This window comes from Flavobacterium sp. N502540 (genome assembly GCF_025947365.1).
Taxonomy (GTDB): domain Bacteria; phylum Bacteroidota; class Bacteroidia; order Flavobacteriales; family Flavobacteriaceae; genus Flavobacterium.
In genome coordinates this window covers 5,087,018-5,104,459 of record NZ_CP110012.1, presented here as the reverse complement: position 1 = coordinate 5,104,459, position 17,442 = coordinate 5,087,018, and the positions used below count along the sequence as shown (strand labels likewise).

Below are 17,442 nucleotides of genomic sequence, written 5' to 3'. Positions count from 1 at the left end.
TTAAAAGGCAAACTAAGAAAATTATCTCTTATTAGCCTCTTACAGTTGGCGAAGTTGCTGGTGGATCTCCATCATCTGGAGCTTTTCCTCCGAATATAACATTTTTGTTTTTAATTTCTGCGATTTTGAATTTTTCTAAAGAAAGTCTTTTTTCTTCAATTTTTTGATTCTTTTTCATTGTTTAAAGCATTAAATTGTTCTTAGTGTTCGCAAATGTATAGTAAGAGGATAGAGTAATATATTTTTAATGGTCTAGATTTATAAATATAGGGAATTCTATTTTTAATTAATTGTATATCAGTTGTTAGGATTTTTGTTGTTTTTCGTTTTCTTCTATTTTTTTTATAAAATAAGAAGGTTGCAAGCCGGTATTATTATAAAATGCTTTTGAGAATGATTCTGAATTGCTGAATCCAACTTCTTCTGAAATGGCCTTAATGGTGTATTTTCTAAACTTTTTATCTTTCTTTAATTTATTTACTGCGTAGTTGATGCGCATATCATTTATGTATTGACTGAAGTTTTTGCTTTTATGGAAATTAATGACTTTAGATAAATAACTGCTATTAGTAGCAAGTTGCTTCGCAAGATCAGTCTGTTTTAAATTTGATGCCAGATACCCCTTATTTGATTCAAATTCTGATAACTTCTTCAGTATTTCATTTACCATTTCAACGGGTAGATCCATTGCTTTTTCTTTTTCATTTTGTTTCTCATTTGTTTCAATCAATTGAGCATTATTTTCTGTACTTTCTAAAATTGGTTTTTCCATCAAATGACGGAAACGTTCTTCAGATTTTTTGCTTCTTTCTCTTACTTTTATGACATAGAAAATAGAAAATCCAAGACCCAGCATTAATACTAATGATATAGCAATAAAAAAAAGTTTTTCGTTCCTGATTTGTGTTATTAAATTTTCTTTATCTACCAGTAAATTTGGTATATCATAATCCTTATTTATATTTTTTGAAAGTGATATATTGTTTGATTTAAAATAGTTGTCAATTTCAATTAAGCGGTTTAAATAGTACAGATGTTTTTTATCATTTCCATTGTTTTTGCTTATTTCAATGAGCCGGGTGTAATTATCCACGATATCACATGAGTATTGCTTTGTTTTCACTAAAATAGAATCAACTTTTTCAAAATAGAGCATTGCATTTTTTGAATCCTTCTGGCCTTTGTAGATATTTTCCCCCTTATAATAATAACAAATTGATAGATTTAGCAAATCATCAGTCTTTTTTAGTAAATCGATTGCTTTTTCTATATAAGATTTACTTGTAGTATAGTCTCCTTTTAAATTTAAACAAATTCCTTTATACATTATATAATAAGGATAGTACGGATTAGTATCTTTAAGAGTTTTTAACTCATTATTTACATAGGATAAGGCAAGATCAACCTTATTTAATCTTATATAGATATCCGATAGCACCCATTTGATGAAAATTACATCTAATGATTTATCAGGTTTATTTTTATAATAATTTAAATTTTCAATAAATAAGGGTAAGGCTTCTTCGGCTCTTCCTAACTCAATTTTTATTAATCCAATATATCTTTTAATGATTAGATTCTGTTCAAAATTGTTTCTGCTTTTTGATAGTTTTTCTGCAATTAATACATTTTTTAATGCTTGATTTAAATTCAGATTAATTTGAAAATAATTGGCTTTTAACATATATCCTCTTGCTGGATAAATATCATTGGGAGTATCTTTTGTTACTGAGATTATTGAATCTGCATATTTTAGCTGAACGGATTTACCGGGATAGATTAGGGCTTTGTGATACATTGCATCTGCAATTCTGAAAACATTATCAGTTTTTATAGCCTTTTTATAGTAAATGTCAGTGTATGCAATTTTTTCTTGTAAACTTAGAGATGAATTATCAATTTTTTCATCTAGTTCTGCAAAACTTAGTTTTTTAATTGAATCTGTATTCTTTAAAACGCTTTGTGAATAAATCAGCGCATGAATAAAAAACAATAAGATTAAAGTATAATTTTTCATTTTTTATAAGTGATGAATTTGTAATATCGGTTCATAAAATCATAACATAACATTTCATATTCTCTCTGTTTGGAACGAAATGTTCGATTAATGTTCATATGAATTAGAGAAGTAATTAGTTCTAATGCGCTAATGCTGCTATTTTTGGAAGTTTTATCTAAAACCTTTTTTACTAATTGAATCTCTTCTTTTTTTATTTTAGTTATTTCATGAAGTCCTTCCAGGTACTCCGGGTCTTGTTCTTCGCTGAGGAATAATGAAATATCTGTTTTGTACTTTGTGTACAAGTGAGAAAATTTCCGACTATTCTCCTTATTTACGTTGTGCTCTAATTTAAATTGAGCAGACATCTTTTCGGTAAATTGGAGACGAATGTCCAGGGGGATTTCAAAATTTACTAATAAATCGTTGACCATCTGCAACGAACTAAAAATTCTGGCAATTTCATCACACTCAGATGTTGTGTTGTCAATTAATTCAATTGTTTTTTTGCTATGGTAATAAAACATTTTTTCAGCATCGCAAATCGTATGTTCGCCGTATCGTTCTATTTCTCTTTTATAAGTGGCTGTTGTAAGATCATAAACCGTATTATTGGTAATTAATTTATTAAAATGAAAATTAAACAACTGTATTACTTCAAGAATTGTATCCGGATTAAGCAAGTGAAAACGTACCCTCAAATGATTATCAGGATCTTTATATCGTATAAAAAACCACAGATCAATAATTTTTTTTTCAAATAATTTATCAACGATTATTTGAATAGCATTGATTAAAATCTGGTCTGAAGAGTAAGTACCACAATATATTTTATAGTATAGCCATTCATCTCCAATAATAAAATTCCTCTTTACGGTACTCATTTTAAAATTCGTTTTTTTCCCATTTTACACCTGCAATAAATTGGTTGGAATGGTATTCATTTTTGTTTGTAACCGTTTTTTCTGATGGAAACAGATATTCTTCCAAAACAAACTTTGTTCGGTTTTTGATGGCTGATAATAACATTTTCTGACAATCGTAGTTTTGCATGTTTATGACTAAAGTATTATCACCATCTATCAATGATACATATTGAGGTATTGGTTTATAGCTTATACATGAAGTGATATCAGACACGAAGCGGGAAATATTTTGGTAATAAATTTCAGAATTTACATTCAACAACTTAAAAAAATGGGGATGTTGCTCTTGTGAAAATATCCATTTTGCTTTCAGAATAATACATTTACCCAAAAATACTCTTGGAGTAAAATCAAATAATTTCTCCAGATTAGCCGTTTTAATTCCTAATGATCCCTTAGTGTTTTCAAATTGCATGTCACATAAAAATTCATAAATTGGTAAAGCCTGGTGAGAGAAATTATGAGCATTAGTTAGCTTGGGAATAATTTCCTTTTGTTTTTCCTGGCTCCACAATACAATTCGATTTGAACTTATCTTTATAATTATATCGGTAATTGGTATTTGTTGTGAAGAGTCTAAATCAGATTTGCTTAAATACGGAATTTCATGCATTCTGAACGCAGGTCTTTTTAGAACATTTCCGGTTCTGGCTTCTGGCAAATGGACAATTTCGGCAACAATTTTCCCATCAAAGCTTTTAGATTCGTAGTTTGTAATTTCATTTGCCAAAGTATTGATTTCGTTATTTCCGTAACAAAATCTCGAAAATAAATTTGCTGCGCTGGATCCTCCTATATTCTGAATTACAATCCATTCTTCTTCATTTTCTGTTACGATTTCAAATAAGCAAGAAAAAGTACTGGACAGATTTTGATTTGAAAAATCAATAGCTTTAAAGTCATTATGATTTAATTCAATGCTTTTCTGACTCTTTAGGATGGCATTTTTAAATTTAGAATGAAATATGTTTTCAACTTCATCAAGAATGATTTGATTTTCAGTTTTTAATTTATGGTTTAAGGCTAATTCGTCTAATATAGGTGTTACATCAAAATTTTTATTATCAGATCCATAACCAATACCGGTCTCAAAATCAAGTGCTTCAACTAACGGTATGGCTTCTAAATCATAACGCTTTATAAAATCTTTTTTAAAGTTTTGTAGTTTTTTGGATGGAGTTATAGACGAAATTTTATTTAAAAATTTTATGGCATGAAGCAATTCTTTTTTATAGTTAACATCTAATGTGAAATTATTTGATTCTATAAATAAATCGGTTTGAAAGAGATGTTTTTCATTAAAAGAAAGGTCATTTTCTTTTAGCTCTTCTACAATTTTTTCATAGTTCGAAAGTGGTTCATTCTGATGCCCATTGATATTTTGTAGTTTTTCTGAAAGAGCCTTCAAATTTAGTGATGAACTGTCTTTTAGTGAGTTTTTAAGGGGTCCATTTTTTTTCTCTATTTCGACTAAGTTAGTTTTGTAAGCGTTTCCTATCAGATCATTTAAGTTAACTAATTTGTCGAAAAAGTCATCACCAGTAAGTGTCATTTCTAATTCAGAAACGAGTATTTGATGATTTATTAATTCGTCAATAAAAAAGGTGGCTTCGGTTTCTGTTATTTCATCCGATAGTAAAAAATTAATGAGATCACTTTTAGAAATTCCTAAAAGTGACTTTTCCAGTATCAGATCTAAATATTCCGTGCGTTTTAATGCTTCCAGTGAGTATTTTCTGCCGCTTTTATTTAAAGTATATTGAATATATCTGTAAAAATTTCCTAATTTATAGATAGTGGTATTAGGATAAAACAACAGTTCATCCCTTACTAACGGAATGGCTTGCAATGTATTTGCTAGATTACCTACAAATTGCATATCAAAACGAGTCTTCCTATAAAATGAGGAAGCAGTATTGATATTGATTTGTGTCTTGTTACCAAATTTACCTGAACCACAAGCTGAGAATAGACCAAACGGTGTACATCTGGTTGACATTCTGATGAAATATTTTAATAAAGAAATTTTGATTTTATGAGCTTTCTCAGGAGAATAATTTTCTAATGAGATCCACTTCTGTACTTCATTATATAATTCTGGCGATGCTAGAAATAAAGATTCTTTTATCGTATTATTTTTTGCCAATTCTTTAATCTGTTCATCAGTTATAGTAGATCCATTTGTAAGGTTTTGATACAAGATAACTGGAAAAGCAGGTATTCTAAAAACATAAGAAGAAAAGAGACTAAATCTTATTTCAGTTTTGGACATATTATGATTTGGCAAATAAAAATTAATATTATTTGGTCAAAAATAGAGTTTTTTATTCTTTTTAGAAAAATTATTTTAGGATAATTCTTAAAAAAAAATCCAAACAGACTTGTTTTTATAGTGTTGAATATCAGTTGTTTGGTTTTTTTGATTTGACGGTTTTTATAAAAACACGATCGAGATTTATAAATGTAGGTTGTAAGTATTTGTGATTAGCTGCAGGTATAACATATTTTTGGCCGAGTTGATAATTTTATCATCTAAAGTCTTAATAATTGCAGGGAAATTTGTCTTACTGTTTTCAAAAAAATTAGGAATTAAATTTTAAGAATATAAAAGCTGAAAGCCATCGCCAGTCTTTCAGAGATTAAAGAAAAGGGTAGAGGATTAAATTTATGAGTACAGCAGGAGAATATAATTTTCATATTGTTTCAAAATATTGGAAAAAGAAAGTATTAAACAGGGATAAAAGTGCAAAGACGATCAATCAAAAAGAAGTTTTAGTAACAAAAACTGTAGCTAAAACAGATCTTTTTTACTTTAATCAGCTAACCAATAATAATTTGCTGGCTCAACATACCGTATTAACAGCAATCTATTCTTTTTTACTAAAAAGATTGATAGCTGATTATGATGGTTATGTCGTTTCTAAGTTTGAAAATCAGGAAAACGCTTTACTTCTTTCTCTTTCAGTTGATTTAAAACTGATTTTTAAGGAGTTTCTTCAAAAGGCTAAAGTTGAGATTTTAGAAAGTTTAAACCATTCTGCTGATTATTATAAGAATAGGACCGATAGTGATAGTGGTATTGATTTAGCAGCTTTTTCTAATTTCGGAATCAACATCAATTCTCAAAATAATCTAGATTGTAGGGGCATTTTGTTAAATGTCGCAATGAGCGAAGGTGAGACTATCGAGTTTCAATTCCGATATCTTGATGGTTTTGTAAAAAAGGAAATTATTGATTATCTGATTCAGCATTTTACTTATTTCATTGTCAATTTAGAGTCCTGCTTATCCTGCGATTTGAGTGAGTATCCACTCTTAACAGAAGAGGATAAACAGCAGCTGCTGGTTTCTTTCAACAATACTGATGTTTCATACCCACAAAATAAGACAATAGTTGATTTATTTGAAGAACAAGTAGTAAAAACGCCTGATAATATTGCTGTCCTATTTGAAAATTCGGTATTAACTTATTCTGATATTAATAAAAAGGCTAATCAATTGGCCCATTATCTTTCTTCGAATCAATTTGTTGGTAAAGGCGATATAGTTGGTGTTTTTTTACCTAAAGCCGATTCTAGTGTTGTTTCATTACTGGCGATATTAAAATTGGGTGCTGTTTATATGCCAATTGATATTAATTACCCACAAGAAAGAATAGATTATTTAATCAAAGACAGCGGATTAAAAATAGTAATCTCCGATAATTCATTCACTATAGATAATTGCAATACGATAGATTTAAACTCGATAAATTTTGAAGGTATTATTGCAGATAATATCAATACAAAGATTTCGGCTGAAGATTTAGCTTACATTATTTATACTTCCGGTTCGACAGGTCAGCCTAAAGGTGTAGCGATTAAGCATACAAGTAATGTAAATATGTCTTTAGATCAGATTCGAAAGTTTAATATTTCGGAGAGTGATAAAGTGGTTTGGTTCGCTTCTGTAGCTTTTGATGCTTCTATTTCTGAGATTATGATGTGTTTGTATAGTGGTGCGGCTTTGTGTATTCCGACAGACGAAATCATAAAAGATAAGTACAAGTTTATAGGTTTTTTAAAAAAAACAAAGGCGACTGTTGTTACTTTTCCTCCAAGCTATTTAGCGCTATTAGATGAAAATGATATTTCAGGCCTACGTTGTATTATTACAGCCGGAGAGTCTGCAAATCCAAGTAAAGCATTGGCTGTTATACGAGCAGGAATCGATTATTATAATGCATACGGACCTACTGAATGTGCCGTATGTGTATCAATTTATAAAGTGACCGTTCTGAATGCCTATAGTACAATAATTCCTATAGGAAAACCAATTTCAAATACGAGCCTGTACATACTGGATGAGGATTTTAAACTTGTTCCAATAGGGGTGACAGGGAAGATTTTTGTTGCGGGAGTCGGACTGGCGCAAGGGTATTTAAACAAAAACAAACTTACAGCGGAGAAATTTATTGACAATCCTTTTTCTACAGGTGATCTGATGTACGATACCGGAGATTTGGGATGTTGGTTATCTGATGGAAATATTGAGTTTTTGGGAAGAAAAGATGATCAGGTAAAAATTAGAGGTTACAGAATTGAACTTGGGGAGATCGAAAATACGATTTTAAAATTTTCAGATGATTTAAAACATGCTGTTGTAGAAGTAAGAGAAAATAATAATGAAAAAATATTAGTTGCTTATTTTGTAGCGGTATCAAATATAGAGAAAACGGCATTAAAGAAATTTCTTAAGGAAATGCTGCCGGATTATATGGTGCCTGCTTTCTTGATGGAATTAGATTCTTTACCCTTGACGCCAAATGGGAAAATAAACAGAAAGGCATTGCCTGATGTTTCAGGTAAAGATGCTATCAGAGAAGAATATGTAGCACCAAGAAATAAAATGGAAGAAGTACTTGTTGCAATATGGCAGGAAGTATTACAGGTTGAAAAGATTGGTGTTAATGATGATTTCTTTGATTTAGGGGGACACAGCCTAATGGTTGCTCAGGTCATAAACAGAATCTATAAACAATTAGGCAATACCATAAATTTTAAATCATTTTTTGAGAATCCTTCTGTATATGGAATAAGCCGTGAGTTGGGAGAAAATAAATATATTTCTATACCAAAAGCTCCGGCAGCTGCTTTTTACCCATTGACACCTTCTCAAACCAGAGTATGGATATTAAGTCAGCTGGAAGGCGGCTCATTAGCATACAATATGCCGGCAACGATTAAGTTAAAGGGATTTGTTGATGTTAATAAGCTCGAAGAAGCATTTGTAAAATTAATAGCTCATCATGAGATATTGAGAACTTGTTTCAAGAGTAACAAGAATGGTGAGATTTCACAGTTTATACGCCCTTTCGAAGAGACCGATTTTAAAATAACACATTATTCTTTTCCAGCAGGAGATAATCAGGAACAAGAAGTTGAGGCATGTTTAAATACGCTAAATACCGAATTATTTGATTTGGAGCAGGGACCTTTAATTAGAGCGTCTCTACTTAAATTGAATGAAGAAGAATATGTGTTTTTCTTGTCTCTGCATCATATTATTGGAGACGGATGGTCAATAGAAATATTAACATCAGAGATTGTAGGTACTTATAATAAACTATCACACGGAAAGGAAGCTGATTTACCGGAAATGAGTATTCAGTATAAAGACTATGCAGTGTGGCTTAGTTTGCAAAATCAAAGCGAAAGATATCTGGCTTCAGAACAGTATTGGTTAGAGCAGTTTAAGGAAGAAGTATCCGTTTTAGATTTACCAAGTTTTAAACAGCGTCCATTAATCAAAACTTATAATGGAAGTAGTTTAACGTATTGTTTTTCGAATGTTTTTTTGAACAGATTAAAAGATTTTTCGAAAAAACAGGACGTGACTTTGTTTATGACTTTGATCACGGGGATTAATGCACTTCTGCATAAATATAGCGGTCAAAATGATATTGTTGTCGGAATTCCGATTGCTGGCAGGGAACATCCGGATTTAGAGAATCAGATGGGGCTGTACCTCAATACACTTCCTATACGCACTCAATTTGAAGAAGATAATACTTTTCTAGATTTAATAATCGTTCAAAAAGAAACCTTATCCAGAGCTTATGATCATCAAAATTATCCTTTTGATGCATTGGTAGGGAAGTTGAATTTGAAACGAGATACTAGTCGTTCGGCTTTATTTGATGTTCTGGTTGTACTGCAAAACCAAGGGCAGTTAAAAAATATGAATACTGAAGAACTTTCAAATATTGAAATTAGCAGTTACGATTTTAATACTAAAACCTCTCAACTGGATCTGAGTTTTACATTTGTTGAGTCAGACGAATTAAATCTTAAAATTGAATACAATACAGATATTTATGATGAATATTTGATTGAGAGAATGTTTATTCATTTCGAAAATCTTATTACAGAATTAATAGTAAAACCGGAGAAATCTATTAAAGAAATTGATTATCTCACAAACAAAGAAAAGGAGCAGCTATTAGTTAATTTTAATAACACAGAAGTATTTTATTCAAAAAACAAAACAATAATAGATTCGTTTGAGGAACAAGTAATTAAAACACCAGATAATATTGCTGTTGTTTTTAATGAAAGTGTCCTAACCTACGAGGAACTTAATATAAAAGCGAATCAATTAGCTTATTTTCTAAGGAAAAATTATGAGATAGAGTCCGATGATTTAATAGGAATAGCGCTGGAGAGAAGTGAGATGATGATCGTCGCAATCTTGGGAGTATTAAAATCCGGTGCAGCTTACGTTCCAATAGATATTAATTATCCTAAAGACAGAATAGAATATATACGTAAAGACAGCAATTGTAAAATTGTTATCGATAATTCTGTATTGGAGGAAATTGGCAGATTTAAGGATAAATCTGCTGAGAAGAATCTTACGGTCGTTAATGGGCCTGATGATTTAGCATACGTAATTTACACATCCGGGACGACAGGTAATCCGAAAGGAGTAATGGTACGCCATAGTTCATTAACCAATTATGTAAGTACATTTTTAGATTATTTTCAGGTCAACGAATCAGATTCAATTCTTAGTCAGTCTACAATATCATTTGATACTTCTATAGAAGAAATTTTCCCTATTCTGAATGTTGGAGGAAAATTAGTAATAGCCGAAGATAATAAAGATTTTACTTCTGTTTTTTCATTATGTGAGAAACACGAAATTACCATACTGAGTACAAATCCATTCCTGATTGATTTTCTGAATACAAATTCTGAAAGTGGTCTGTTCCGTTCATTAAAAAAAATAATTAGTGGTGGTGATGTTTTAAAATTTGATTACATCGATAAAATATTTGATAAAACTGCAGTTTATAATTCATACGGGCCAACTGAAACTACTGTTTGCGCAACGTATTGTAAAATTGATAAACCTTCCGCTAACATACCAATCGGAGCTCCTATTGCTAATGCAAAAATCTATATACTTGACGATGCAAAGCTCTTAGTACCGATAGCTGTACCTGGCAGGATTTTCATCTCAGGAGCAGGAGTTGCAAAAGGCTATTTAAATAAGCCGGAACTTACATCAGAAAAATTTATTGCGAATTCTTTTGTACCGGGAGAGAGAATGTATGACACAGGGGATCTGGGGTATTGGCTGCCGGATGGTACGATTAAATTTTTAGGAAGAAAAGACAATCAGGTAAAAATAAGAGGACACAGAATTGAGCTTGGAGAGATTGAAAATATTATTTCACAATTTTCAGCCGATTTAAAACAAGTAGTTGTAGAGGTTAAAGAAATAAACCAGGAAAAAGTACTGGTAGCTTATTTAGTTTCCACAATTCCTATTGATAAAATAGAGATCAGAGATTTTCTTCAGGGGAAATTGCCTATTTATATGATTCCCGGTTTTTATATATCACTGAAAGAATTACATCTGACCCACAACGGTAAAGTAGATCGTAAATCTCTGCCTAATGTTGATGAAAAAGACATTATAAGAAAAGAATATACTGCACCAGTAAATGATGTTGAAAAACAGTTAGTTATCATATGGCAAGAGGTGTTGGGATTAGAGAGAATTGGAACTACAGATCATTTCTTTGAGCTGGGAGGGCATAGTTTATTGATCACAAAAGTTATTAATCGCATTCATGAACAACTAGATAGAATTGTAAATTTTAAAACCTTTTACGAACATCCAACTATAGAGGAACTGAGTAAAAAGATATTCGTAAAAGAATATGTTGCAATTCCTAAAGCTCCTGAGTTGGAATCATACCCTTTAACGCCTTCACAGAACCGATTATGGATGTTGAGTCAGTTAGAAGGTGGATCTTTAGCTTACAACATGCCTTCAGTAGTAAAATTGAAGGGCACTATGGACCGTAACAAATTTGAAGATTCGTTCAGGCAACTCGTTGAGCGTCATGAAATATTAAGAACTTCATTTAAGACGAATAAAGATGGTGAAGTTAACCAATACATAACTTCGGCAAACGACATTAATTTTACTATTGAGCAAGTTAATTTTAGTGAATTAGAAGATAAAGGACAATCGTTAGAAGAATATTTGCAAGAAAGAAATTCAGAAGCATTTAACCTAGAACAGGCACCTTTGGTTCGAGGAGTTTTGATTGCATTAAATGATAATGAATGGATTTTCTTTTTATCACTGCATCACATTATAGGAGATGGATGGTCTGTTGAATTGTTGATTTCAGAGATAGTAGAAATATATAATTCCTTAACCACTAATAAAGAAGCAAGTCTTCCAATATTGAAAATTCAGTATAAAGATTATGCATTATGGTTCAATAATGAATTAGAAAATGATAAACTAAAAAACTCGGAAAACTATTGGTTAAAACAATTTTCAGGTGAGATACCTGTACTGGATTTACCAAGTTTTAAAACACGTCCATTACTCAAGACTTACAATGGCAGTACAATTACCACTGATTTTTCAGCAGTCTTTTTAGAAAGAATAAAAGATTTTTCTAAAGAGAACAAGGCTACTTTATTTATGGTCGTAATGACCGCAGTTAAAGTGCTGTTGAACAGGTATAGTGGACAAAATGATATTGTTATTGGGACACCGATAGCGGGGAGAGATCATTCTGATTTAGAAGGTCAGATGGGATTATTTGCAAATACTCTGGCTATTAGAACACGTTTTGGGAAAGAAGATAGTTTTTTGAGTTTGTTAGAAAAAGAAAAACTTCTGTTATTGGAAGCTTACGAACATCAGCATTATCCATTTGACGCTTTAGTAAATAAGATAAATCTAAAAAGAGATATGAGCCGTTCTGCTCTGTTTGATGTGATGGTTGTTCTGCAAAATCAATATCAGAAGAAAGAACTTAATAGTCTTGAATTTGTTGATTATCAATTTAAAAGTGGTAGTTCAAAATTTGACCTTACTTTCACTTTCGTCGAAAGCGAGGGATTATCGTTAGCGATTAACTTCAATTCGGACATATATGATTCTATATCGATCGAAAGAATGTTTAATCATTTTGAGAATCTATTAATTCATTCTTTTGATGCTCCTGAACTTCCGGTATCAGAATTAATTTATTTGACAGAGCACGAAAGAAAGCAATTATTATTTGATTTCAATAGTAGAGAAAATGATTATCAGGTAGATAAAACAATAGTAGAATTATTTGAGGAACAGGCAGCTTTATCTGCTGATAAAGTGGCTGTAGTATTTGATGATGTTGAATTAACCTATCAGGAACTTAATGAGCAATCTAATTTACTGGCGCATTATTTAAGGGAAAATTATGAGATCAAACGCGATGATTTAGTTGGAATAAAACTGGAGAGAAGCGAAAAATCGATCATTACAATTTTAGGTATTTTAAAATCAGGAGGGGCATATGTGCCAATAGATCCGGATTACCCTCAAAATAGAATTGAATATATAGAAAAAGACAGTACTTGTAAAATTGTTATTGACAAGAATGAATTCGAAAAATTCTATAAATGTAAAGACCACTATTCAAAAACAAATTTAACGCCTGTAAATAGTCTTAGTGATTTAGTTTACGTAATATATACTTCCGGAACAACGGGAAATCCAAAAGGAGTTATGGTGGAGAATCGTAATTTAACAAATTATGTATTCTTTCAGATAAGATACTTAGGTTTAAATTCCAGTGAACGAGTGCCTTTAATGGCTAATATCTCTTTTGATGCGTCAGTGGAACAGATTTTTACAACATTACTGAGTTCGGCAACACTTTATGTATTAAAAAAAGAGGATTTAATTTCGGTTGATCGTGTAAGAGAATTTTTAATTAAGAATTCAATCACTCATATTCATAGTGTACCGAGTTTATTGTCGAAATTAAATTTGAATTCATTAACGAATTTAAAACGAATTATTTCGGCAGGTGAACCTTTTATTCGCGAAATAAGCAGAACATATTTAGGCCAATACAAACTATACAATAAATATGGACCAACGGAGACTACGATATCGTCCTTAATTGGTTCGATAGAAAACATACAAGATGTATCAATAGGCTCTCCCATTTCCAATACACAGATTTATATCCTTGACGATTCGTTTCAGCCAGTAGGTTTAGGGATAAACGGTAAGCTTTATATTTCAGGATTTGGAGTTGCGAGAGGTTACCTGAACCGACCAGAACTGACAGAAGAAAAATTCATTCCCAATCCTTTTGTAGAAGGTACGATGATGTATGATACCGGAGATTTAGGCTGTTGGCTTCCAGACGGTAAAATAGAGTTTAAAGGCAGAAGAGACCATCAGGTTAAAATCCGTGGTTTTAGAGTAGAATTGGAAGAGATAGAAAATATAGCCCTGCAGTACTCAGAGGCCCTGGTTCAGTTTCTTGTAGAAGCTGTGGATACAGCTGCAGGTAAGGTACTGGTGGCATATTTTGTATCAGACACAGCAATTGATAAATCAGATTTAAGGAGCTATTTACAAAACCAGCTGCCGGACTATATGGTTCCCGGTTTTTATGTAAAGTTAGAAGCCTTACCACTCACCCCTAATGGCAAAATAGACCGTAAAGCCCTGCCAGTTGTAGCAGGTGAAGACCTTATAAAAAAAGAGTATATAGCACCGGTTGGCGATATCCAGGAAAAGCTAGCCTTGATATGGCAAGAGGTATTAGGAATTCAGGAAATAGGAGTTACAGATAACTTCTTTGAACTAGGCGGTCACAGTTTGATTGTAGGTCAGGTAATCAACCGTATCTATAAACAATTAAACAAATCAGTCACCTTTAAAACTTTTTTCAGCAGTCCAACAATAGAAACATTAAGTAAAGAACTTCAGGATCAGGTTTATCAGGCCATCAGCAAAGCCCCTGAAGCCCCTTCTTATCCTTTAACAGCAGCTCAGGGCAGAATATGGATATTAAGCCAGCTCGAAGGAGGTTCATTGGCTTATAATATGCCGGCCGCAGTTCGATTACATGGAGATGTTGATCTTCAAAAAATGAAAAAATGTTTTACGGCAATAATAGCCAGTCATGAAATTTTAAGAACCCGTTTTAAGACCAGTGAAGAAGGAGAAGTGCGTCAGCATATTGCATCGTCCGATCAGACCAATTTCGAGATAGCAGAAATTGATTTTAGTTTTGAAAAAAATCAGGATCAGGTTATAGCAGATTATCTCGAGCAGCTAAACAATGAACCTTTTGACTTAGAACATGGTCCCCTTATCAGAGCATCTTTGCTTAAAACAGCATCAGAGCACTATATCTTTTTCCTGTCCATGCATCATATCATTGGCGATGGCTGGTCTATAGAATTACTGCTTTCAGAAATTATAAAAAACTACAATGCCTTAAGAGCAGATCAAGCGATAAACCTGCCGGTTTTGAATATTCAGTACAAAGATTATGCAGTATGGCTTAACGCCGAAATACAGCAGGAGAAACACCGTGAATCCGAGAATTACTGGCTGGCGCAATTTGCAGGTGAGATACCGGTTTTGGATCTCCCTAGTTTTAATACACGTCCCTTACTTAAAACGTATAACGGGACAAGCCAGACGCATACATTTTCCAAAGCATTTTTAGAGCGATTAAAGACCTTCTCTAATGCTAAAGAAGCGACACTGTTTATGACTTTAATGGCAGGAATTAAGATATTATTGTACAGATATACAGGACAGAGCGATCTTATCATAGGAACACCGATCGCGGGGCGTGAGCATCCGGATTTAGAGAACCAGCTGGGATTGTATCTGAATATTTTAGCAGTACGCACACAATTTGATGACAGAAACAGCTTTGAAAACGTTGTAAATAAAGAAAAGAACATTCTTTTAGAAGCCTACGAACATCAGAATTATCCATTTGATGTATTAATCAGCAAATTGAATTTAAAACGTGATGCCGGTCGTTCGGCTTTATTCGATGTTTTAGTGGTGCTGCAAAATCAGGGGCAGTTAAAGAACCTGAATAACGATAAACTTAACGATCTGGAAGTAAGTCAATACGATCTTCACAGTAATACCTCTAAGTTTGATATCAGTTTTACTTTTGTAGAAACAGAAGGACTGGATCTGATTATTGAATACAATACAGATATTTATGATGCTTTTCTGATCACAAGAATGTTCTCCCATTTCGAGAATATTATGAGTCAGTCGATGGAACAGCCAGAAATATTTATTGAAGATCTTGATTATTTACTCCCATCAGAGAAAGAGCAGCTTCTGGTAGACTTCAATGATACAAAAGCAGATTATCCAAGAGACAAAACTATAATAGACCTATTCGAGAAACAGATTGAAGCCTCACCGGATAGCATTGCAGTAGTATTTGAAAAAACAAAACTTACCTACAGAGAACTGAATAAACAAGCCAATGAACTGGGACATTACTTACGAGAAATGTACAGTATCGAGGCAGATGATTTAGTAGGCGTTAAACTGGAGAGAAGCGAGAAAATGATCGTTGTTCTTTTAGGAATATTAAAATCAGGCGGAGCATACGTTCCTATTGATATTAATTATCCTGAACAAAGAATCAGTTATATCCAGGACAACAGCAATTGCAAAGCTGTAATTGATAGTGCTTTTCTGGAAAACTTTCTGGCAATCAGAGAAAGATTTTCAGATGAAAATCCAGTAAAAATCAATAAGCCATCCCATTTAGCCTATGTAATTTATACTTCAGGGACTACCGGAAATCCTAAAGGAGTAATGGTGGAGAACAGAAATGTGGTTAATTTAATAACCTCTCAGTCCATAAAGTTTGAAATTAATGAAACGGACAATATTTCTCAGTTTTCGAATATAGCTTTTGATGCTTCAGTGGAGCAAATATTTTTGGCTCTTTTAAACGGAGCTTGTTTAAGTATTCTTAGTCAGGACGTGTTATTAGATGCCAAGAAACTGGAGGTTTTTCTTGAATCTGCTAAGATTACTCATTTCCATGCTGTCCCGGCAGTTGTTGAGAAAATAACACCTAAGAAGTATTCTTTCTTAAGACGAATAATTTCCGGAGGTGATATTTGTTCCATTAACACCGCTAAAAAATGGCACAACTACTGTAGTTTTTACAATGAGTACGGACCTACTGAAACAACTGTAACATCAATCGAGACCTTATATAATAACGAGAGCAGCTTGTCTATTGGCCGACCAATTTTGAACACTCAGATTTATTTATTAGATAAAGAACTAAACCCTGTTCCTATTGGAGTAACCGGAAATTTATATATAGCCGGGGAAGGTGTAAGTCGAGGTTATTTACATAATAAGGAACTCACAAAAGAGAAGTTCATAAAAAATCCGTTAAATCCTGACTCTGTAATGTATGAAACAGGCGATTTGGGTTGCTGGCTGGCAGATGGAAATATCAAATTTTTAGGAAGGAGTGATAATCAGGTAAAAATCAGAGGGTTTAGAATTGAGCTTGGAGAGATAGAGAGTATGATTTCAAAATATTCGGCCCAAATACAGCAATCAGTTGTACTTGTGGAGGAGGTTAACCAGGAAAAAGTACTAGTTGCTTTTATAGGTTCAGAGGCCGAGATTGATAAATTAGAAATTAGACATTTTTTACAAGACAGACTGCCAGATTATATGGTTCCAAGTTTCTATGTTTTGATGAAAGAGTTACCTGTTACACCAAATGGAAAAATAGATCGCAGGAATTTGCCGCAAATCTCGGGAGCAGATATCATAAGAAAAGAATATAAAGCTCCAAAGAATGAAATTGAAGAAAAGTTAGTAATGATATGGCAGGATGTATTAGGAATTGAAAAGATCGGTACAACTGACAACTTTTTTGAAATGGGCGGACATAGTTTAAAAGCTACCAAATTGATTAGCCTCATACAAAGGGAGTTTGAAATAAAACTTTCGATAAGAGATTTATTTGAAAATATTGAAATTGAGGATCTGGCTCTTTTAATTGAGAATATAAGTTTAACGGAATACGAAACGGAATTAGAGAATAAGGATTACGATAAAGAAAATGATGAAATAGTAACATTTCAGATTTGATTATATAACGAGGTAATTTGATTAAAAAAAATAAACACAAACAAAACA

5 protein-coding genes are annotated in these 17,442 nt (G+C 32.4%); 1 reads left to right on the top strand and 4 read right to left on the bottom strand.

The features are described 5' to 3' along the window. Positions 1-31: 31 nt before the first annotated feature. The 4 genes from OLM58_RS21130 to OLM58_RS21115 form a co-directional block, all read right to left on the bottom strand. The gene (locus tag OLM58_RS21130) at positions 32-178 is read right to left on the bottom strand and encodes a hypothetical protein (protein ID WP_264530526.1); all 147 of its coding nucleotides are present in this window, start codon (positions 176-178) and stop codon (positions 32-34) included. 126 nt (positions 179-304) lie between these two features. Beyond that, positions 305-2,017, bottom strand: a complete 1,713-nt coding sequence (locus tag OLM58_RS21125) for a helix-turn-helix domain-containing protein (protein WP_264530525.1) — start codon at positions 2,015-2,017, stop codon at positions 305-307. Further along, positions 2,014-2,883 (bottom strand): thiopeptide-type bacteriocin biosynthesis protein, encoded by an 870-nt coding sequence (locus OLM58_RS21120; protein ID WP_264530524.1) that lies wholly within the window; start codon positions 2,881-2,883, stop codon positions 2,014-2,016. The genes OLM58_RS21125 and OLM58_RS21120 overlap by 4 nt, the downstream gene beginning before the upstream one ends. Position 2,884: 1 nt before the next feature. After that, complete coding sequence (locus tag OLM58_RS21115) at positions 2,885-5,197, bottom strand: lantibiotic dehydratase family protein (RefSeq protein WP_264530523.1); 2,313 nt, start codon at positions 5,195-5,197, stop codon at positions 2,885-2,887. Between the two features lie 395 nt (positions 5,198-5,592). Between OLM58_RS21115 and OLM58_RS21110 the strand changes: the two genes are divergently transcribed. Further along, the gene (locus tag OLM58_RS21110) at positions 5,593-17,394 is read left to right on the top strand and encodes a non-ribosomal peptide synthetase (RefSeq protein ID WP_264530522.1); all 11,802 of its coding nucleotides are present in this window, start codon (positions 5,593-5,595) and stop codon (positions 17,392-17,394) included. Positions 17,395-17,442 lie beyond the last annotated feature (48 nt).

Bases quoted from the DNA above. Each gene is read 5' to 3' on its own strand.
- OLM58_RS21130 (WP_264530526.1), bottom strand. From the start codon at position 178: ATGAAAAAGAATCAAAAAATTGAAGAAAAAAGACTTTCTTTAGAAAAA.
- OLM58_RS21125 (WP_264530525.1), bottom strand. From the start codon at position 2,017: ATGAAAAATTATACTTTAATCTTATTGTTTTTTATTCATGCGCTGATT.
- OLM58_RS21120 (WP_264530524.1), bottom strand. From the start codon at position 2,883: ATGAGTACCGTAAAGAGGAATTTTATTATTGGAGATGAATGGCTATAC.
- OLM58_RS21115 (WP_264530523.1), bottom strand. From the start codon at position 5,197: ATGTCCAAAACTGAAATAAGATTTAGTCTCTTTTCTTCTTATGTTTTT.
- OLM58_RS21110 (WP_264530522.1), top strand. From the start codon at position 5,593: ATGAGTACAGCAGGAGAATATAATTTTCATATTGTTTCAAAATATTGG.